This window comes from Kitasatospora sp. NPDC096077, from assembly GCF_040303245.1.
Lineage (GTDB): Bacteria > Actinomycetota > Actinomycetes > Streptomycetales > Streptomycetaceae > Kitasatospora.
Genome location: NZ_JBEOSV010000006.1, coordinates 122,526 through 141,670 on the forward strand (window position 1 = coordinate 122,526; position 19,145 = coordinate 141,670).

Here is a 19,145-nt window from a genome sequence, read left to right on the forward strand (position 1 = left end):
TGACCTGATGCTGGTTCAACCACTTCACCCGAAGGCCGGAGATCCCCAGCCGGCGGCACCTGGCCGGGCCGTCGGCTTCCGGCGCCACCCACACCCCGGGGTCGACCGCTATTCGGCGGCCGGCTGCGACAGGCCGTCCCCGGCTGCGCCCGGCGGAGCACCTCGCCGAGGCACAGCGCCATCAGGCCCACCCCTCGCGGCTGCGGATCGCCCCGGTACCTGCCATGATGCGCGATGGCACCACAACGAATCTGGGAGCGGGGCAAGTTGACTGAGATTCAGATACGGCTCGCCGGTCGCGACACGATCGGCGAGACCGCCGCCCTGTGGGAGTGGCTGCGCGAGGAGGACGAGTTCCGGGGGCGGGTCAGGGCGGTGACTCGGCCACCCGGCGCGGGCGAACTCGGCGGCGCCGTGGAAGTCCTGCAAGTGGCGCTGGGGACGACCGGCGCCGCGGGGGTGCTGGCCCGGTCGCTCACGGTGTGGATGAGGACCCGTCGCTCGGACGTGAAGATCACCGTGAGCCGATCGCCCGGGGGCGACACGACCACGGTCGAAGTGACCCACCTCGACCCGGGGAAGGTGGAGGAGGTCCTCCGCGCGGCACTCGACGGGACGCCCGAGCACGGGACGGACCTGGACACGACCGAAGCAGCCGACGCCGACGCGGACGGAACCGACGCAGGCGGAACCGACGCGGCGGGCTCCGACGCGGCGGGCTCCGACGGGGACAGAAGCGACGACGATGCCTGACCTGCCAGGCCTACCAGCCGGTCTGACCTCCAGGGCCATCCTGATCGGTACCACCACCTACCGCGACCCCGAATTCACCGAGCTGCCCGCCGTGGCCAGGAGCCTCGACCGAATGAGGGCCATCCTCACCGACGAGATGCTGTGCGGCTGGTCCGACGACGAAGTGACGGTGATCCAGGACCCGGAGAACATCCAGGAACTCGCCCCGCGCCTCCGCCGGCTGATCGAGAACACCGACGGCGCCCTGCTGCTGTACTACGCGGGACACGGTCTGGTCCGGCCGAACGCCCAGCTGTGCCTGACGCTCACCGACACCAACCCGGCCGAACCCGACGTCAGCAGCCTGACGTTCGAGAAGGTCCGTGACAACCTGCTCGGTTGCCCCGCCCGCGTCCGGATCCTCATCCTGGACTGCTGCCACGCCGGCCGCGCCACCCGTTCGCTCTCCGGTCCCGGCGGCGCGGGCATCGGCGCCCTCGGTGACACCCACCTCGACATCGAGGGCACCTACACCCTGGCCGCCGCCGAAGGCACGGCCGACGTCGTACCGCTGCCCGAACAGAACACCACCCCGACCTCCTTCACCCGGCACCTCGCCGAACTCGTCGAGGAGGGCGTCCTCGGCGGCCCCGAACTGCTCAGTCTCGGCTTCCTGTTCCCCCACCTGAAGTCCCGGCTGGCCCGGCACAACCTGCCGCTGCCCACCCAGGGCAACACCAAGTCCTCCTACCTCCTCCCCTTCACCAGGAACGCCGCCTGGGAAGCCGCCGCCCGGGCCCTCGACGAGTACCGCTCGACCATGGCGGAGATCCTCGCCCGCAACGAGCGCCGGCAACTCGACCTGGACCTGCTCGCCGACGCCCTCTCCCTCTCCTCCGACGCGGCCCACGCCTACCTCAGCGGCCACTGGGTCGCCTCGGAGGAGATCCTGCGGGACTACTTCGCCGTCCTCGACGCCCACGACTGCGCCCCGCACCAGCAGACCAGGGACCGACTCGCCGAACTACGCGCCATCGCCGAGGACTCGACCGCGAACGACCCCCGCGAGGTGCCCGCGCTGCTGGAGCGCAACCGCGCCCAGGCCCGCGAGATCAGGCAACTGCGCGGCGTCCTGGCCCGTGAACGCTCCCACACCGCCGAAGTAGTGACGGCGCGGGAGGAGGCGGACCGGGTTCAGGAGGCTGCGGCCCTCGCCAGGGCCGCGGCCGACGAGGAAGCGGAACAGCGGTCGCGGCTCGCCGCCGAGGAACTGGACCGGCTGCGCAGAAAGGTCGACGCCCAGCGCCGACAGCTCGTCCACGCCTCCCGGTACACCCGGGACACGGAAGCCGAGCTGACCGCGCTCCGGCGCGAAGCCGAGCGGGTCGAGCGTGAACTCCGGGTGCTGCGCCGCCAGGTGGCCGCAATGATGAGCGATCCCGGGGTGCCGCCGCAGAGCGTCTCCGCGGATACCGCAGACACCACGGATTCCGCGACAACCGGGCGCGTGCCGGCGCCCGTGCCGGAACCGGTGCCCGTCGGAGCCGGGGCGGCCACCGAGGAGGAGGCTGCCCCGGGGCCGACTCCACCGAGTCGGCCCCGGTCGGCCGGACCGCCTCCCCCGCACGCCACCACCACCGCGCGCCGGTCCTGGCGCCACCGCTTGGCCCGTTCCCGGTCCCGGCGGTCCCGCACGACGTGGGCCCCCGGCCGCCGGTCGGGCAGATCCTCGGAGTGGAGCAGACCCGCCCAGGTCGTGATCGTCCTCATCGGCCTGGCCGTCGTGGGGAGCGGGGTCTTCTGGGGCTACCTCCTGCGGGCCGAGGCCGTCGGCGACCTGAGCGCCAAACCGTGCGTCTCCGCAGCCGCCGGCACCGGCACCGCCGACTGCATCGCGCCGGAGACCGGCCGGGTCACGCACAAGGAGCACACCACGTCCAACGACAGCGACACCTGGACGCTGACGGTCGCCCGCGAGACGGCGGGCAACGGCGACTACGACGTCGGCCACGCGCTCTACGACTCGGTCGAGACCGGCAGCACCGTGGACCTCAAGGTCTGGAAGGGGGAGGTGATCCGGGTCGAGCACGCCGGTCACTCCGACCGGGTCAGGGAAAGCATCAACTGGCGCCAGTTCCTGGCCTTCCTGCTGGTCGCGACGGGAATCGTGCTCACGGTCGCGGTCCTGAAGCGGGCCGAAGTCGGGGAAACGGCGTTCGTGGTCGTGTGGTTCTCGGTGTGGGAGGTCGGACCGGGCATGCTCTTCATGAACGGCACCTCCTGGTGGACCCTCCTCGGGTTGCTGTGGGCCGCCTTCGGCATCGCCGGTCTGGTCATGATCGGCGAGTAGTGCCCGTCAGCCCCGTCGCTACCGGGCGCCGTCCGCACCACGCAGGGCGGCCGCCACCAGCCCCTGGAGCTCGTCGGTCCCGGTCGTGCCCCCGCCCACCAGGCGGTCGAAGACCAGTCCGTCGATGCAGGCCAGCAGGGTGGTGGTCCGCCCGTCCGGGTCGGCGACACCCCGATCGGCGAGGAAGGCCCGCACCACGGCGCGGGCCGCGTTCTCGCGCGGCACCAGGATCTCCCGCAGCTCGGGGTCACGCACGCTCTCCACCGCGCAGGCGTACCGCGCGAGCGAGCGCCGCCGCCCCTCACCGGTCAGCCGCTGCTCCATCAACTCCCGGATGCCCTCGACCAGTTCCTCCGCCGAACCGATCGCCACCCGCTCCCCCATGCCCTGCAGCTCGGCCTGGTCCAGCTCGACCAGGCGCCGCACCAGCGCGGTCAACAGCGCCTGCCGGGTCCGCAGATAGGCCGAGGTGGTGCCGACGGACAGCCCGGCCGCCGCGTCCACCGCCCGGTGGGTCAGCCCTCGCACCCCCGCGTCCGCCAGCACGCCGATCGCCGCGTCCGCCAGCACGGTCCGCCGCTCCGGCCTCCCCGCGCCATCCGCACCGCCCGTGCCACCCGTGCCACCCGTGCCACCCGTGCCACTCTGCTCCTGATCTCGCCGCATCCCCCCTTTCTACCGGGCCACGGCCCCGCCCCGCGCACCCGACCACCCGAAGCCGCCCAGGGCCGCAGCGGGGCCACAGCGGGACCCCAGCGAGGCCGAGCCCCCACCCCACTCCCTCCGGTGAGCCCGTAGTACATTCCTTCTACAGATGTAGAAAACAGCACGACGGCACGGAAGGGACCGGGCATGGGCAGCAACAGCGCGGTGGTGGTCGGGGGCGGCATCGGCGGGTTGGCGACCGCGATCGGGCTCCGGCTGGCGGGGTGGGACGTGACCGTGATCGAGCGGGCGGCCGTCCTGGACGACGCCGGGGCCGGGATCTCGCTGCACGCCAACGGGATGCGCTCGCTCGGGATCCTGGGGGTGGGCGAGGCCGTCGAGGCGGCCTCCCGGCGGCAGTACACCGGCGGGACCTCCACCCCGGACGGCCGCCGGCTCGCCGTGATGGACGGCAGGGCGCTGGAGCGGGAGCTGGGCGCGCCGATCGTCGGCATCCCCCGGGCTGACCTGCACCGCATCCTGCGCGAGGCGCTGCCCGCCGAGTGCCTGGTGATCGGCGCCGAGGCGACCGGGGTCGACACCTCCGACCCGACCCGGGTCCGGGTGCGGCACGGCGACACCACCGTCGAGGCCGAGCTGCTGGTGGCGGCCGACGGCATCAACAGCCGGATCCGTCGCCGGCTCTTCCCCGCCCACCCCGGGCCGGTGTACAGCGGGTCGACGGTGCTGCGGGCGGTCACCGAGCGCCCGGTCGACGGACTGACCGCCGACTTCGAGCTGACCTGGGGCCACGGCGCCGAGTTCGGCCACATCGCCTTCCCGGACGGCCGGGCCGAGTGGCACGCCGTACTGAACGCCCCCGCCGGGGTGCGCTACCGGGACGCGCTGACCGAGGTCCGCCGCCGCTTCGGGCGCTGGCACGACCCGATCCCCGCGCTCCTGGCGGCGACCGGCCCGGAGGCGGTGCTGCACCATGACGTCAACGAGCTGGTCACCCCGCTGCCCTCGTACGTCTCGGGCCGGGTCGCCCTGCTCGGCGACGCGGCGCACGCCATGACGCCCCACCTCGGCCAGGGCGCCTGCCAGGCCCTGGAGGACGCGGTGACCCTGGCGGCGGCGGTGGCCGGCGGCGGGACGGTCGAGGGCGCGCTCGCCCGCTACGACGCGGCCCGCCGTCCGCGCAGCCAGACCGTGGCCCGCGACGCCCGCCGGGCCGGCCGGATGGGTCAGCAACTCGCCAACCCGCTGGCGGTCGGTCTGCGCAACGCCGCGATCCGGCTCACCCCGCCCGGCGCGATGGTCCGGACCGTCCTGAAGCACGCCGACTGGACGCCGCCCCGGATCGCCCCGCGCGCCGCCTAGGACCCCTGCCGCTCACCCCCACCCCGCCCCCTTGCCCCTGCGGCACGTTCCTCCGCTTCGACTTGACGACCCATCTGATTAGGCGCCATATTACTTCCATGACGCAGCGCCCCGAGGTCGATCCGGCCGCCCCCACCCTCGATCAGGCCCGCCGCCAGATCGCCCGCTACGGCCTCACGGCCGATCCGCAGGCGATCCTGGTCGCGGCCCGACTGATGACGGCGGGCGCCCGACTCGGCCAGGCCGGGGAGGTGCACTTCGGCCGCTTCGGCCTCTCCACCGGCCGCTACCGCCTGCTGGCCGACCTGGAGGACCACGGCGGCGAGAAGTCGCCCTCCCAGCTCGCGGCCACCCTCGGGGTCTCCCGGGCGACGGTGACCGGCCTGGTGGACGGGCTGGAGCGGGAGGGCCTGGTGGCCCGGCGGCCGTCCACCGAGGACGGCCGGGGCAACGTGGTGGTCCTCACCGCACGCGGCGCCGACAGGTTGCGCGAGCTCGCCCCCGAGCACTTCGCCCGGATGCAGTCACTGGTCGGCGACCTCACCGTCGAGGAGCGCAGCACCTTCCTGGACCTGCTGGCCCGGGTCGTCGCGGGCATCGACGCCCTCACCGCGGACTGACCCCCACCCCGAAGGCGGGCCGCCGAGCGGCGGTCCGCCCCCTTCACGCCCCAGTGGTTAGCCACCTAAGCACTAATACTTAGCCAGCTGAGCACACTCCATCGAGGAGCACCCATGAGCAAGAAGGCCCCCGGCGCACCCCCTCCCTTCGTCCTCTGGCGGGAGGTCCTGACCTCGTACGCGATGCCCGCCGTCAGCGCCGGCCTCGGCGGCGCGATCACCCGGCAGCCGCAACTGATCGCCGCCGCCTTCACCACCATCGGCGGCACCTCCGCCCTCGTGGCCGCCGCGCTCGGTGCCACGCTCCGCCGCCGGGCCGCCCGCGCCAGGTCACCCCGCAGGTCCCGCGAGCCCCGCACGCCGAAACCCCTCGCAGCCGCCGCCTGCGGCCTGCTCGCCGCGGCAGTCGGCCTCGCCGTCGGCCTGGCCGCCGCGCGCTGGCTCCCGCACCTGCCGCCACTCGCCGACAGCCCCTGGCCGCACCGACTGCCGGTCGACCTGCCGGTCTCCTCGGCGATCGCCGCCACCATCACCACCTGGCGCTGGCGCTCCACCCGCCCCACCCTCACGCCGCACCACCGACTCCCCGCCGCCCCCGCACCCCACGCCGAAGGCACCCCCGCACCCGACCCCGCCAGGTCCCACTCCGAAGCCGCACCCCACCCCGAAAACATCCGCACACCCCACCCCGAAAGGCAGACCTCATGATCGTCATCATGGGCGCCGGTGGCGCCACCGGCGGCGCCACCCTGCGCAGCCTCGCCGCCCTCGGCGCGCCGACCCGCGCCCTCAGCCGCGACCCCGACCGGCTGGCCGCCGCGCTCGACGACCGCACCCGCGCCCGGACCACCACCGCCGCCGCCGACGCCGCCGACCCGGAGTCCCTCCACCGGGCCTTCCGGGGCGCCCACCAGCTGTTCCTCACCATGGCCAACGGCCCGCGCCAGGTGCAGCACGAGCTGAACGCGATCGAGGCGGCCGTCGCCTGCGGGGTGGAGCACATCGTCAAGGTGTCCGCGCCCGCCGCCGAGCCGGACTCCCCCGTCGCCGTCTCGCGCGGCCACCACCTGATCGAGGAGCGCCTGCGCTCGCTGCGGATCACCACCACGGTGCTGCGCCCGTACGCCTTCATGCAGAAGCTGCTGCTCCTGGCCCCCGGCATCGCCGCCGCCGGTGTGGTGCAGGGCGCGATGGGGCAGGCCCGGTGCAACTACGTCGACGTCCGGGACATCGGCGAAGCCGCGGCGGAGGTCCTCACCCGCCCGGAGCTGGCCGGCGGCGACCACCCGCTGACCGGCGGGCGGGCGTACAGCTACCCCGAGCTCACCGCACTGCTGGGCGAGCTGCTCGGCCGGCCGGTCCGCTACCTCGACCTGACCCCGTCCGAGCTGCACTCCCACCTGGTCACCCGGGCCGGGATGCCGGACTGGCTGGCCACCCACGTGGTGGAGATCCAGCAGCTCGCGGTGGTCCGCAAGGAGGTGCCGGACGACTCCTTCGTTCGCCTGATCGGACGCTCCCCCCGTACGCTGGAAGACTTCCTCGGCGAACACCTGCACCACTTCCGCTGAGGGCTCCGTCGGCGTGGCGGGCCGACGGATGGCCGAAACGCCGGGCCCGCCACCCGAAGGGAGCAGCATTCGCTGTGGCATGGATCACTATCGGAAAATCGACCTGACGATCCGTCAATTCGACTGACGATGCGTCACATCGAGGCCACAGCGCCTCAGTTATTACCTGACACATCGTCAGATTCGGCCAGTTCCGGCCCAGTTGGGCCGAGTTCAGGCTCCTGCCGGACTCCGGCCCCGGGTCTACCATCGGTCGGGTTGTCCGCTCCGGCCCCGGAGTGGGGGCGCCCGGTCCGGCGGTGCCCCCACCGCCCCTGGGGGCCGGGCATCAGGAGGAACGGGGCGAGGACGAGGAGCGCACGGCCGTCATGACCACTGAACCGATCCACTCGGAGCAGGACACCGAGCCGCCGCACACCGCACCGCGCACGGAGCCGCGCGCCCTGTTCCCGGGCCGCCCGGCCGCCGCCCCGCGCACCCTGGTCGACGTGCTGGACGCCACCGTACGCACCCACCCCGACGAGCCCGCCCTGGACGACGGCACCACCGTGCTCAGCTATCGCGCCCTGGCCGCCGAGGTCGAGCAGCTGCGCCGCCGGCTGGCCGCCGCCGGGATCGGCCCGGGCGACCGGGTCGGCGTCCGGGTCCCCTCCGGCACCAACGACCTCTACGTCTCGATCCTGGCCGTGCTGGCCGCCGGCGCCGCCTACGTCCCGGTGGACGCCGAGGATCCGGACGAGCGCGCCCAGCTGGTCTTCGGCGAGGCCGCCGTGGCCGCCGTGCTCGGCGCCGAGCGCGCCCTGAGCGCCACCGCCGAACGCACCCCCGAACACACCGCCGATCGCACCACCGAGCCCGCCCTGAGCGCCCCCGCCCCGGAGCGCCGCCCGACCCCGGCCGACGACGCCTGGATCATCTTCACCTCCGGCTCGACCGGCAAGCCCAAGGGCGTCGCCGTCAGCCACCGCAACGCCGCCGCCTTCGTCGACGCCGAGGCCGCGCTCTTCCTCCAGGAGGAGCCGATCGGCCCCGGCGACCGGGTGATGGCCGGCCTGTCGGTCGCCTTCGACGCCTCCTGCGAGGAGATGTGGCTGGCCTGGCGGCACGGCGCCTGCCTGGTGCCGGTCCCCCGCTCCCAGGTGCGCAGCGGCGCCGACCTCGGCCCCTGGCTGGCCGAGCAGGAGATCACCGTGGTCTCCACCGTGCCGACCCTGGCCGCGCTGTGGCCGGCCGAGGCGCTCAACGAGGTCCGGCTGCTGATCTTCGGCGGCGAGGCCTGCCCGCCCGAGCTGGTGCAGCGCCTGGTCACCGAGGGCCGCGAGGTGTGGAACACCTACGGCCCGACCGAGGCCACCGTGGTCGCCTGCGCCGCGCTGCTCACCGGCGACGGCCCGGTCCGGATCGGCCTGCCGCTGGACGGCTGGGACCTCGTCGTGGTGGACGAGGCCGGGCAGCCGGTCGCCCCCGGCGGCACCGGCCAGCTGGTGATCGGCGGCGTCGGCCTGGCCCGCTACCTCGACCCGGAGAAGGACGCCGAGAAGTACGCCCCGCTGCCCTCGATGGGCTGGGAGCGCGCCTACCGCAGCGGCGACCTGGTCCAGGCCGACCCGGCCGGCCTGCTGTTCCTCGGCCGCACCGACGAGCAGATCAAGCTCGGCGGGCGCCGGATCGAGCTCGGCGAGGTGGACGCCGCCCTCCAGGCGCTGCCCGGCGTGGCGGGCGCGGCCGCGGCCGTCCGGACCGCGCGCGGCGGCAACCAGCTGCTGGTCGGCTACCTGGTGGTGCAGGACGGCTTCGACCGCGAGCAGGCCGTGGAACGGCTGCGGGCCGAGCTGCCCGCCGCCCTGGTGCCGCTGCTCGCCCCGGTCAACACCCTGCCCACCCGCACCTCGGGCAAGGTCGACCGCAACGCCCTGCCCTGGCCGCTGCCCGAGCTGGAGGCCGCCGGGCCGAGCGAGCAGCTGTACGGCACCGAGGCCTGGCTCGCCGAGCAGTGGGCCGAGATCCTCGGCGTGCAGGTGAGCGGCGCCCGCGACGACTTCTTCGCGATCGGCGGCGGCAGCCTGGCCGCCGCCCGGCTGACCACCCTGCTGCGCACCCGCTACCCGAGCGCCGCCGTGCTGGACATCTACCAGAACCCGACCCTGCGCAAGCTCGCCCGCCACCTGGAGCGCACCGCGGGCGAGGGCGGCGAGGCCCGCACGATCGCCCTGGTGCCGACCCGGGCCAAGCTGCTCCAGCTGCTGCTGCTGATCCCGCTGTTCACCGTGGTCGGCCTGCGCTGGACGGTCGCCCTGCTGGCGGCCGGGAACCTGCTCTCCCACCTCGGCGCCTACCCGTGGGCGCCCACCGCCTCCTGGTGGGCGGTCGGCGCGGGCGCGCTCGCGCTGTACACCCCCGCGGGGCGGCTGGCGATCGCGGCCGGCGGCGCCCGGCTGCTGCTGCGCGGGCTGCGCCCGGGCAGCTACCCGCGCGGCGGCTCCGTGCACCTGCGACTGTGGACCGCCGAGCGGCTCGCCGAGCTGAGCGGGGCGACCTCGCTGTCCGGCTCCTGGCTGGTCCGCTACGCCCGGGCGCTGGGCGCCAAGGTGATGTCCGACGTCGACCTCCACTCGCTGCCGCCGGTCACCGGGATGCTCAAGCTGGGCCGGGGCTGCGCCGTCGAGGCCGAGGTCGACCTGTCCGGCTACTGGCTGGACGGCGACCGGCTGGAGGTCGGCCAGATCAAGGTCGGGTCCGACGCGGTGGTCGGCACCCGGTCGACGCTGCTGCCCGGTGCCCGGGTCGGCAAGCGCGCCCAGGTGCTGCCCGGCTCCGGCGTCACCGGCCAGGTGCCGACCGGCCAGCGCTGGGGCGGCGCGCCCGCCGTCAAGCTGGGCCGGGCCGAACGGGCCTGGCCCAAGGAGCGCCCGGCCCGCCGGGCCCGCTGGGCCGCCCTGTACGGCGCCGGCGGCGGTGTGCTCAGCCTGCTCCCGGTGCTGCCCTCGGTGGCCGCGCTGGCCGTGCTCTCCCGCTGCGTCGACCAGGGCGCGGCCCTCGGCCCGGCGCTCGGCGGCGCGCTGCTCGGCCTGCTGCCCGCCACGCTGGCCTTCGGCGCGGTGTACGCGGCGCAGCTGGTGGTGCTGGTGCGGCTGCTGAGCCGCGGCCTGGAGCCCGGGGTGCACCCGCTGCACGGCCGGGTCGGCTGGCAGGCGTGGCTGGTCACCCAGCTGATGGACCGGGCCCGGGAGGTGCTGTTCCCGCTGTACGCCGGGCTGGTCACCCCGCTGTGGCTGCGGGCGCTGGGGATGCGGGTCGGCCGGCACGCCGAGGTGTCCACGGTGCTGGCGCTGCCCAGCCTGACCACGGTCGGGGACGGCGCGTTCCTGGCCGACGACACCCTGATGGCGCCGTACGAGCTGGGCGGCGGCTGGGTGCGGCTCGGCGAGGCGAAGGTCGGCGAGAAGGCCTTCCTGGGCAACTCCGGGATGACCGCGCCGGGCCGCTCGGTGCCCAAGCGGGGTCTGGTGGGCGTGCTGTCGGCGACGCCGGAGAAGGCGAAGAAGGGCAGTTCGTACCTGGGCATGCCGCCGGTGCGGCTGCCGCGCGCGGCGGACCGGGCGGACCAGAGCCTGACCTACGAGCCGCCGGTGCGGCTGCTGTGGGCGCGCGGGCTGGTCGAGGTGGCCCGGCTGGTGCCGGTGCTGGCCTCGGCGGCGCTGGGCCTGCTGACGGCGGCGGCGCTGAGCCGGCTGGCGGCCGACTCGGTGCTGCTGGCGGCGCTGCTCTCCGGTCTGGTGCTGCTGGCGGCGGGCGGGGTGGCCTGCCTGGTCGCGGTGGCCGCGAAGTGGCTGCTGGTCGGGCGGTTCCGGGCGGTCGAGCACCCGCTGTGGAGCGGTTTCGTGTGGCGCAACGAGCTCGCCGATACCTTCGTCGAGGTGCTGGCGGTGCCCTGGCTGGTCGGCTCGGTGCCGGGCACCCCGGTGCTCAATCTGTGGCTGCGGGCGCTCGGCGCCAAGGTCGGGCACGGCGTGTGGTGCGAGAGCTACTGGCTGCCGGAGGCCGACCTGGTCACCCTGGGTGACGGGGTCAGCGTGAACCGGGGCAGCGTGGTGCAGACCCACCTCTTCCACGACCGGATCATGCGGATGGATACTGTGGTCCTCCGCGAGGGCGCCACGCTGGGCCCGGGCGGGATCGTGCTGCCCGGCAGCACGGTGGGCGCGCGCAGCACGCTGGGCCCGGCCTCGCTGGTGATGCGCGCCGAGTCCGTCCCCGCCGACACGCGGTGGCTGGGCAACCCCATCGAGGCGTGGCAGACCACGTCGTGACCACCCCTCCCCCCGGTACGGCCCCCCGTCCGGCACGACCTCCCCGCCATCTGGCATGACCACCACCCGTCCCGGCCCGCAGGAAGCGTCCGCCCCCGTGAAGCCCAAGCACGCCCCGACCGCGGCCCCCGGCCCGGACCCGTACTTCCCGAACAGCGGCGACCACCGCTACCGGGTGCACCGCTACGAACTCGCGCTGGACTACCGGCCCGGGCCCAACCGGCTGGCCGCCTCGGCCCGGCTGAGCGCGGTCGCGGACGCGGCGCTGACCGAGTTCGCGCTCGACCTGGCCGAGTTCCGGATCGGGCGGGTGCTGGTCGACGGCAGGGCCGCCCGCTACACCCACCGCGGCGGCAAGCTGCGGATCCGTCCGGCGAAGGCGCTCGCCGCCGGTGCGGCCTTCACCGTCGAGGTGCACTACACCGGCAACCCCCGGCCGGTGCGCAGCCCGTGGGGCAGCCTGGGCTGGGAGGAGCTCACCGAGGGCGCGCTGGTGGCCAGCCAGCCGGTCGGCGCGCCGTCCTGGTTCCCGTGCAACGACCGGCCCGCGGACAAGGCGACGTACCAGGTGGCCGTCACCACGCCGTCCCCGTTCACGGTGCTGTCCGGCGGTCGGCTGCTCACCCGGACCACCCGGGCGTCCAGCACCACCTGGGTGTACGAGCAGAGCGCGCCGACCTCGCCGTACCTGGTGACGGTCTCGATCGGGCACTACCTGGCGGTACCGCTGGCCGACCGCCCGTCGGTGCCGCAGACCGGGTACGTGCCGGAGCGGCTGACCGCGGAGTTCGCCCGGGACTTCGCCCGGCAGCCCGCGATGATGGCCTACTTCTCCGAGGTGTTCGGGCCGTACCCGTTCGGCGAGTACGCGGTGGTGGTCGCGGACGAGGAGCTGGACGTCCCGGTCGAGGCGCAGGGCGTGGCCACCTTCGGCACCAACCACCTCGGCGGCGGCTGGGAGCGCGAGCGGCTGATCGCGCACGAGCTGGCCCACCAGTGGTTCGGCAACAGCGTCTCGATCGCCGACTGGCGGCACATCTGGCTCAACGAGGGCTTCGCCAAGTACGCGGAGTGGCTCTGGTCCGAGCACACCGGCGGCCCCGCGGCGGCGGTGCACGCGGCCGCCGCGCACCGGCTGCTGGCCGGGCTGCCGCAGGACCTCCGGCTCGGCGACCCGGGCCGGCGGCTGATGTTCGACGACCGGCTGTACCAGCGCGGCGGCCTGGTGGTGCACGCGCTGCGCCGAGCGCTCGGCGAGGACGCCTTCTTCGCGATGCTGCGGGACTGGGCCGGCTCCAACCGGCACGGCGTGGTCGCCACCGGCGACCTGCTGGCGCACGCGTCCCGGTACACCACCGCCCCGCTCGGCCCGCTGTTCGAGGCCTGGCTGGAGCAGCCGGAACTGCCGCCGGCAGCGCACTGACCCGGGTTTATTCCTGCTGGTCCGGGGCCCGGCTGGGCTACTGTCCGAGCATGTCGAAGAGCTCAGACGATCAGATGACCGACCAGTCCGACCAGTTGCTGCCGACCACCCGCCGCGCCCTGCTGCACCACATCGCCGTCGCCCAGTCCGAGGGCCGCACCCCCTCGCTGGTCGCCGGGGTGGTGCGGGACGGCCGGCCGGTGTGGAGCGGCGCCCGCAGCATGGTCGACGGGCACGCGCCGGACCTGAACGTCCAGTACCGGATCGGCTCGCTCACCAAGACCTTCGTCGCGGTGCTGGTGCTGCGGCTGCGCGACGAGGGGCTGGTCGACCTGGCCGACCCGCTCGGCCGCCACCTGCCCGGCACCCCCGCCGACGACGTCACCGTCGCCCAACTGCTCGCCCACTCCGGCGGACTGGCCGCCGAGACGCCCGGCCCCTGGTGGGAGCGGACCGACGGCGCACTGCGGCCCGACCTCGGCGACCTGCTGGACGCGGAGCACCCGCTCAAGCACCCGGCCGGGCGGCGCCACCACTACTCCAACCCCGGCTACGCACTGCTCGGCGCGCTGGTCGAGCAGCTGCGCGGCGAGCCCTGGGGCGAGGTGCTGCGCCGCGAGGTGCTGGCCCCGCTCGGCATGGACCGCACCACCCTGCTGCCCGAGCACCCGCACGCCGGGGGCTTCGCCGTGCACCCGTGGGCCGACGTCATGCTGCCCGAGCCCCTCACCGACACCGGCCGGATGGGCCCGGCCGGCCAACTCTGGTCCACCGGCGCCGACCTGGCCCGCTGGGCGGCCTTCCTCGCGGCCGGCGACGACCGGGTGCTGAGCGCCGGCACCATCGCCGAGATGTCCCGCCCGGCCGTCGGCCCGGACAACGCCGACTGGACCTCCGGCTACGGCCTCGGCCTCCAACTGCGGCGCGACGAGGGCCGGTTGCTCTACGGCCACTCCGGATCGATGCCCGGCTTCACGGCCGGACTGTGGGTCAGCGCCGAGGACGGCCTCGCCGCGTTCGCCCTCTCCAACGCCACCAACGGCCTCAGCACCGCCACGCTGGCCGCCCAGTTGATCGGCATCACGGCCGCCCACGAGCCCCGGCTGCCCGCCCCCTGGCGCCCGCTGGCCGCGGTCGACCAGGAGCTGCTGGCGCTCACCGGCCCCTGGTTCTGGGGCGCCGCGCCCAACGTCCTGCGGCTGCGCGCCGACGGCGTCCTGGAGTTGGCCCCGCAGGCCGGCGGCCACCGGGGCTCCCGCTTCCGTCCCGAGCCGGACGGCACCTGGCTCGGCCTGGACAACTACCATGCGGGCGAGACCCTGCGGGTGGTCCGGCACCCCGACGGCGCCGTCAGCCACCTGGACGTCGGCTCCTTCGTCTACACCCGCGAGCCGTACGGGCCGGCCGGCACCGTCCCCGGCGCCGTCCCCGGGGGCGTCGACCCGGAGGGGTGGCGGGCGTACTGAGCCGCCGGCGGTCCGGCGCAGCGGGGTAGCAGCCCGACGGGCTGAGCGAACGGGAACGAGCGGACAGGCAGGAGCGGACGGGCAGGAGCGGGGGCGTGCACGATGCAGGTGCGCGCCCCCGTTGTCCACCCCGCCCGAACGACTGCCCGGTGCCGGGGAGATGACCGGCTGGCCACGGGCCGTCACGGGTGGTCCCATTCAACAGGTGCACATCTGCGATCCGCCGGGCCGCAACGTGAATTCCAACCGACTTGGAGAGACATACGGGGACCGGTTCGCGCCCGATGTCCAAAGCCAGCGGGCCGGGACGGTGCCCTGGTGATCCACGGCACCGCCGATCGTGCTGCCCTGGAGGGTCCGCCATGACCACCGTCCCCACGTACGCTCCGTCCGCAGTCGCCCCCACCCACGACACCCCGGCGGTCCCCGCGCCCCGCACCCGGCCCGCACCCGCACCCGTCGGCTACACCGTCTCCCTCGCCCGCGACGAGGACGACGTGCGCGCCGCCCAGCGGCTGCGCCACCAGGTCTTCGGCGCCGAACTCGGCGCCGTCCTGCACAGCCCGGTCGCCGGGCTCGACGTCGACCCCTTCGACGAGTTCTGCGACCACCTGCTGGTCCGCGAGGGCCAGGACGGCGCCGTCGTCGGCACCTACCGGCTGCTCCGCCCCGAGGCCGCCCGCCGGGCCGGACGGCTCTACTCCGACGGCGAGTTCGACCTCTCCGCGCTCGCGCCGGTCCGGCCCGGACTGGTGGAGCTCGGCCGCTCCTGCATCGACCCCGACCACCGGGGCAACGGCGCGGTCATCAACCTGATGTGGGGCGGCATCGCCCGCTACCTCGCCGACACCGGCAACACCTGGGTCGGCGGCTGCTGCTCGATCGACCTGGAGGACGGCGGCGCCACCGCGGCCCGGGTCTGGGACACGGTCAGCGCCAAGTACCTGGCCCCCGCGGAGTACCGGGTCACCCCGCACCGCCGCTGGGACTCCACCGGCGTCCCCCGGGCCGACCGCGGCGCCCTGCCCGCCCTGCTCCGCGGCTACCTGCGGCTCGGCGCCTGGGTCTGCGGCGAGCCCGCCTACGACCCCGACTTCAACTGCGCCGACCTGTACGTCCTGCTGTCGCTGGAGCGCACCGACCCGCGCTACCTGCGGCACTTCCTGTCCGGAGCGGCCACCTCGGGCGCCTCGTCATGAGCGTCTGGCTGCCGACCGCACCCTGCCGGCCGGAGACCTGCCTGGGCGAGCGCGCGCCGGAGGTCTCGCACCCCCGGCGCGCGCTGCGGCTGATCGCCTGCCTGGTGGCGGTGCTCACCGGGGTGCTGCTCATCCTGCCGGTGCGGCTGCTGCCGTACGGCGCCCGGGACCGGCTGATCCGGCTCTGGGCGCGGATCCTGCTGCGCACCCTGGGGGTGACCGTCCACCTCGGCACGCCGGGAGTCCCCTGGCGGCCCGGGGCGGACGGTTCGGCCGGGGCGGTCGGCGTACGTGGCGGCCACGCGGTCGGCGCCGACGGGGCCCTGGTGGTGGCCAACCACGTGTCCTGGCTGGACATCCCACTGCTGGCGGCCGGCCGGCCGGGCCGGTCGCTGGCCAAGACCGAGGTCCGGAAGTGGCCCGTGCTCGGGCACCTGGTCGCCTGGGGCGGCACCGTGTTCCTGGACCGCGACCGGCTGCGCACCCTCCCGGACACCGTGGCGGCGGTGGCCGAGGTGCTGCGGTCCGGGTACCCGGTGATCGTCTTCCCGGAGGGGTCGACCTGGTGCGGACGGGAGAGCGGACGGTTCCGGCCCGCGCTGTTCCAGGCCGCGGTCGAGGCGGGCGCCTTCGTCCAGCCGGTGACCATCCGCTACCGGCTGGCGGACGGACGGCCGACCAGCGCCCCGGCCTTCATCGGCGACGAGGGCCTGCTCACCTCGCTCGCCCGGGTGGTCGCGGTGCGCGGGCTGGTCGCCGACGTCACCTTCCTGCCGCCGATCCCGCCGCCCGGGCCGCAGCCCACCCGGGCGGGGGCCCGGCGGGAGCTGGCCCGGGCGGCGCAGACGGCGGTGGAGGGGATCCGCTGAGCCGGGCGGGACCCGCTGGGGCGCGGGTCCACCGGGCGTCCGTCCTCGTCCACCTGGCCCGGCGCCGGCCCGGCGTGCCTCAGGCGGAACGGGCCTCGGCCAGGTCCGCCGGCCGCGGTTCGCCCGGGGCGGCCGGGGTGAGCGGGCGGGCTCGGCCGAGCAGCACGGCGACCAGGACGGCGGTGACGGCGAGCACGGCCGAGCCGCAGCGCAGCGCGAGGTGGATGCCGTCGACGAAGGCGCCGTCCACCGCGTGCTGGACCGGTGCGGGCAGCGTTCCGGTCGCACCGCCACCGCCGTGCGCCGCACCGGTGGACGCGCCCCCGATCGAGCCGACCGCCTCCGCCGGGACGCCGAGCCGGTGCAGGGCGGCGGTCAGCCGGTCCGTCATCCGGTTGGTCAGGAGGGCGCCGAGCACGGCGATCCCGAGCACCCCGCCGAGTTCGCGCAGGGTGTTGACGGTCGCCGAGGCCATCCCGGTCTGTGCCGGGGCGACCCGCTGCAGCACCGCGATCGAGACCGGGGTGAAGGTCAGCCCCATCCCGAATCCCAGCGTGAACAGCGTCCAGAGGTACTCGGGGTAGTGGGCGTGGTCGCCGTACAGCGACAGCCCGCCGAGACCGATCGCGCAGAGCACGAGTCCGGTCACCATCGGCAGCCGGGGGCCGTACCGGGCGGCGAGGCGGCCGGACAGCGGCCCCGCGACCACCAGCATCGCGGTCATCGGCAGCCCGGCGTAGGCCGCACCGGACGGGGACCAGCCGAGCACACCCTGCATCAGCAGGGGCAGGAAGAACATCGCCCCGAACATCCCGAAGCTGACCATGAACCCGCTCAGCAGCCCGGCGCTCAGCGCGCCGTCCCGGAACAGCCGCAGCTCCAGCATCGGCTCGGCCAGCCGCAGTTCGAGCACCAGGAAGACGACCAGCAGGACCAGGGCGACGGCGCCGCAGCCGACCACCACGGGGTCGCTCCAACCGCGCGTCGGGCCCTCGATCAGGGCGTAGACCAGCAGGCCGAGGCCCGCCGCGGAGAGGACGAATCCCCCGACGTCGATCCGTCGGGCGCGCGGCGGGATCCCGGGGAGGACCTTGGCCGCGAGCACCACTCCGGCCGCGCCGATCGGCACATTGATCCAGAACACGCTGGACCAGCCGAGGTGTTCGACCATCGGACCGCCGATCACCGGGCCGATCGACAGGCCGAGCGCGGACACCCCGGACCACAGGCCGATGGCCCTGGCGCGCTCGCGCTCCCCGGTGAAGACGTGGCTCAGCAGGGTCAGGCTGCCCGGGGTGAGCAGCGCGGCCCCCACCCCCTGCACCGTCCGGCCGCCGACCAGCACCTCGATCGTCCCGGCGAGCGCGGCGACCGCGGAGCCGACCGTGAACAGGCCCAGACCCAGGACGAACATCCGGGTGCGGCCGTGGCGGTCGCCGAGGGCGCCGCCGGTGAGCACGAGTGCGGCGTACACCAGGCTGTAGCCCTCGGCCACCCACTGGAGACCGCTGACCCCGGCGTCCAGGTCCTGCCCGATCCGGGGCAGGGCGACGTTGACGACGACATTGTCCAGCATGGCCATGAACATCGCCACGCAGAGCGTCAGCAGCGCCAGTTGCTTTCTGCGGCGCGTGCCCGGCTCCCCCATGAGACCCCTCCCGATCCTCTCCCTAACAGCGTTAGGGCTCGATGTGACACGCACAGGCTGCCCCTAACACCGTTAGAGCGCAACTCGAATTCCCCGACCTGCGGGATCACCGGCCGGGCGGCCGTGGCACTGTTGACCCGCCGTACCCTTGACCGCCACACCGTTGACCGCCACACCGTTGCCCACCACCCGATCCACCGCCCATCACCCGGTCCACCACCCGCCCGACCACTGGAGGCGTCCGCACAGCCATGCCGGAGAACGACGACGCGACCCCCGCACTCACCCGCGAAGCCCTCACCCGGGCCGCGCTGCGGGTGCTGGAACGGGAGGGCCTGGACGGACTGTCGATGCGCAAGGTCGCCGCCGAGGTCGGCGTCAAGGCCGCCTCGCTGTACTGGCACGTCCGCAACAAACAGGAACTGCTCGATCTGCTCAGCGACGCGATCCTCGGCACGGTCGAACCCCCGCCGCGCCAGGAGGACTGGCGGGCCGAGCTGTACGAGTACTGCGCCCGCTACCGCCGACTGCTGCTCGACAACCGCGACGCCGCCAAGGTCGTGGCCGGCCGGCTCGCGCCCGGCCCCCGCCTGCTCAACCTGATGGAGACCCAGCTCGACCGGCTCCGCTCGGCCGGGTTCTCGGACGCCGACACGGCGATGGCCAGCTACCTGCTGGGCGCCTTCGTCCAGGGCTTCGTGCTCCAGGAGCAGTCCCCGATCTCGGCCGCCGAAGTGCTCGGCACCAGCCGCCGGGACATCGCCGACGCCGCAGGTGACCTCTTCCGCAACCTGCCCACGGCGCAGTACCCCAACCTCGCGGACCTGGCCGACCACCTCACCGGGCCGGACATGGACGCCCGCTTCGAGTTCTGCGTCCAACGCGTCCTCGACGGACTCGCCACCCTGCTGCCGCCGGACCGGCGCTGA

The 19,145-nt window shown here is 74.7% G+C and carries 14 protein-coding genes; 12 read left to right on the top strand and 2 right to left on the bottom strand.

Going from position 1 to position 19,145, the window contains the following annotated elements; all coding sequences use genetic code 11:
- The first annotated feature begins 267 nt into the window (after positions 1–267).
- Together ABTZ03_RS08645 and ABTZ03_RS08650 are read left to right on the top strand one after the other, a co-directional pair.
- Positions 268–753 (top strand): effector-associated constant component EACC1, encoded by a 486-nt coding sequence (locus ABTZ03_RS08645; RefSeq protein ID WP_350512145.1) that lies wholly within the window; start codon positions 268–270, stop codon positions 751–753.
- Entirely contained in the window at positions 746–3,082 is a 2,337-nt protein-coding gene (locus ABTZ03_RS08650; protein WP_350512146.1) for a caspase family protein, read from the top strand. Before ABTZ03_RS08645 ends, ABTZ03_RS08650 begins: the two co-directional genes overlap by 8 nt.
- An 18-nt stretch (positions 3,083–3,100) precedes the next feature.
- Here ABTZ03_RS08650 and ABTZ03_RS08655 read toward each other — a convergent pair whose 3' ends face one another.
- A complete protein-coding gene (locus tag ABTZ03_RS08655) occupies positions 3,101–3,652 on the bottom strand; it encodes a TetR/AcrR family transcriptional regulator (protein ID WP_350512147.1) in 552 nt (183 codons plus the stop codon).
- A gap of 282 nt (positions 3,653–3,934) precedes the next feature.
- Between ABTZ03_RS08655 and ABTZ03_RS08660 the strand changes: the two genes are divergently transcribed.
- The 9 genes from ABTZ03_RS08660 to ABTZ03_RS08700 all read left to right on the top strand — a co-directional run bounded on the left by ABTZ03_RS08660 (position 3,935) and on the right by ABTZ03_RS08700 (position 16,568).
- Positions 3,935–5,110, top strand: coding sequence for an FAD-dependent monooxygenase (locus ABTZ03_RS08660; RefSeq protein WP_350512148.1), 1,176 nt, complete (start codon positions 3,935–3,937; stop codon positions 5,108–5,110).
- Positions 5,111–5,208: 98 nt separating this feature from the next.
- Positions 5,209–5,730 carry a MarR family winged helix-turn-helix transcriptional regulator gene (locus ABTZ03_RS08665; protein WP_350512149.1) on the top strand — a complete coding sequence of 174 codons (522 nt, stop codon included), beginning with the start codon at positions 5,209–5,211 and terminating at the stop codon, positions 5,728–5,730.
- Positions 5,731–5,844: 114 nt separating this feature from the next.
- Positions 5,845–6,438, top strand: coding sequence for a hypothetical protein (locus ABTZ03_RS08670; RefSeq protein WP_350512150.1), 594 nt, complete (start codon positions 5,845–5,847; stop codon positions 6,436–6,438).
- Positions 6,435–7,301: an NmrA family NAD(P)-binding protein gene (locus ABTZ03_RS08675; protein ID WP_350512151.1), complete on the top strand. Its 867-nt coding sequence runs from the start codon at positions 6,435–6,437 to the stop codon at positions 7,299–7,301. Before ABTZ03_RS08670 ends, ABTZ03_RS08675 begins: the two co-directional genes overlap by 4 nt.
- Before the next feature lie 368 nt (positions 7,302–7,669).
- Entirely contained in the window at positions 7,670–11,611 is a 3,942-nt protein-coding gene (locus tag ABTZ03_RS08680) for a Pls/PosA family non-ribosomal peptide synthetase (protein WP_350512152.1), read from the top strand.
- A 55-nt stretch (positions 11,612–11,666) separates the two neighbouring features.
- On the top strand, positions 11,667–13,034 hold the full coding sequence (locus tag ABTZ03_RS08685; RefSeq protein WP_350512153.1) for a M1 family metallopeptidase: 1,368 nt from the start codon (positions 11,667–11,669) through the stop codon (positions 13,032–13,034).
- 74 nt (positions 13,035–13,108) lie between these two features.
- Positions 13,109–14,500 carry a serine hydrolase domain-containing protein gene (locus tag ABTZ03_RS08690; protein WP_350512257.1) on the top strand — a complete coding sequence of 464 codons (1,392 nt, stop codon included), beginning with the start codon at positions 13,109–13,111 and terminating at the stop codon, positions 14,498–14,500.
- Between the two features lie 362 nt (positions 14,501–14,862).
- A complete protein-coding gene (locus tag ABTZ03_RS08695) occupies positions 14,863–15,699 on the top strand; it encodes a GNAT family N-acetyltransferase (RefSeq protein WP_350512154.1) in 837 nt (278 codons plus the stop codon).
- Complete coding sequence (locus ABTZ03_RS08700; RefSeq protein ID WP_350512155.1) at positions 15,696–16,568, top strand: lysophospholipid acyltransferase family protein; 873 nt, start codon at positions 15,696–15,698, stop codon at positions 16,566–16,568. Before ABTZ03_RS08695 ends, ABTZ03_RS08700 begins: the two co-directional genes overlap by 4 nt.
- A 79-nt stretch (positions 16,569–16,647) precedes the next feature.
- Here the strand turns inward: ABTZ03_RS08700 and ABTZ03_RS08705 are convergent, their stop codons facing one another.
- Positions 16,648–18,216, bottom strand: coding sequence for an MFS transporter (locus ABTZ03_RS08705; protein WP_350512156.1), 1,569 nt, complete (start codon positions 18,214–18,216; stop codon positions 16,648–16,650).
- Positions 18,217–18,467: 251 nt separating this feature from the next.
- On the opposite strand from ABTZ03_RS08705, the gene ABTZ03_RS08710 reads away from it, so the two are divergent.
- Positions 18,468–19,145, top strand: a complete 678-nt coding sequence (locus ABTZ03_RS08710) for a TetR/AcrR family transcriptional regulator C-terminal domain-containing protein (RefSeq protein ID WP_350512157.1) — start codon at positions 18,468–18,470, stop codon at positions 19,143–19,145.

What these genes read in the sequence shown, in the direction of transcription:
- ABTZ03_RS08650 (WP_350512146.1), top strand. Translation starts at nt 746, where the DNA reads ATGCCTGACCTGCCAGGCCTACCAGCCGGTCTGACCTCCAGGGCCATC.
- ABTZ03_RS08660 (WP_350512148.1), top strand. Translation starts at nt 3,935, where the DNA reads ATGGGCAGCAACAGCGCGGTGGTGGTCGGGGGCGGCATCGGCGGGTTG.
- ABTZ03_RS08665 (WP_350512149.1), top strand. Translation starts at nt 5,209, where the DNA reads ATGACGCAGCGCCCCGAGGTCGATCCGGCCGCCCCCACCCTCGATCAG.
- ABTZ03_RS08670 (WP_350512150.1), top strand. Translation starts at nt 5,845, where the DNA reads ATGAGCAAGAAGGCCCCCGGCGCACCCCCTCCCTTCGTCCTCTGGCGG.
- ABTZ03_RS08675 (WP_350512151.1), top strand. Translation starts at nt 6,435, where the DNA reads ATGATCGTCATCATGGGCGCCGGTGGCGCCACCGGCGGCGCCACCCTG.
- ABTZ03_RS08680 (WP_350512152.1), top strand. Translation starts at nt 7,670, where the DNA reads ATGACCACTGAACCGATCCACTCGGAGCAGGACACCGAGCCGCCGCAC.
- ABTZ03_RS08685 (WP_350512153.1), top strand. Translation starts at nt 11,667, where the DNA reads ATGACCACCACCCGTCCCGGCCCGCAGGAAGCGTCCGCCCCCGTGAAG.
- ABTZ03_RS08690 (WP_350512257.1), top strand. Translation starts at nt 13,109, where the DNA reads ATGACCGACCAGTCCGACCAGTTGCTGCCGACCACCCGCCGCGCCCTG.
- ABTZ03_RS08695 (WP_350512154.1), top strand. Translation starts at nt 14,863, where the DNA reads ATGACCACCGTCCCCACGTACGCTCCGTCCGCAGTCGCCCCCACCCAC.
- ABTZ03_RS08700 (WP_350512155.1), top strand. Translation starts at nt 15,696, where the DNA reads ATGAGCGTCTGGCTGCCGACCGCACCCTGCCGGCCGGAGACCTGCCTG.
- ABTZ03_RS08705 (WP_350512156.1), bottom strand. Translation starts at nt 18,216, where the DNA reads ATGGGGGAGCCGGGCACGCGCCGCAGAAAGCAACTGGCGCTGCTGACG.
- ABTZ03_RS08710 (WP_350512157.1), top strand. Translation starts at nt 18,468, where the DNA reads ATGCCGGAGAACGACGACGCGACCCCCGCACTCACCCGCGAAGCCCTC.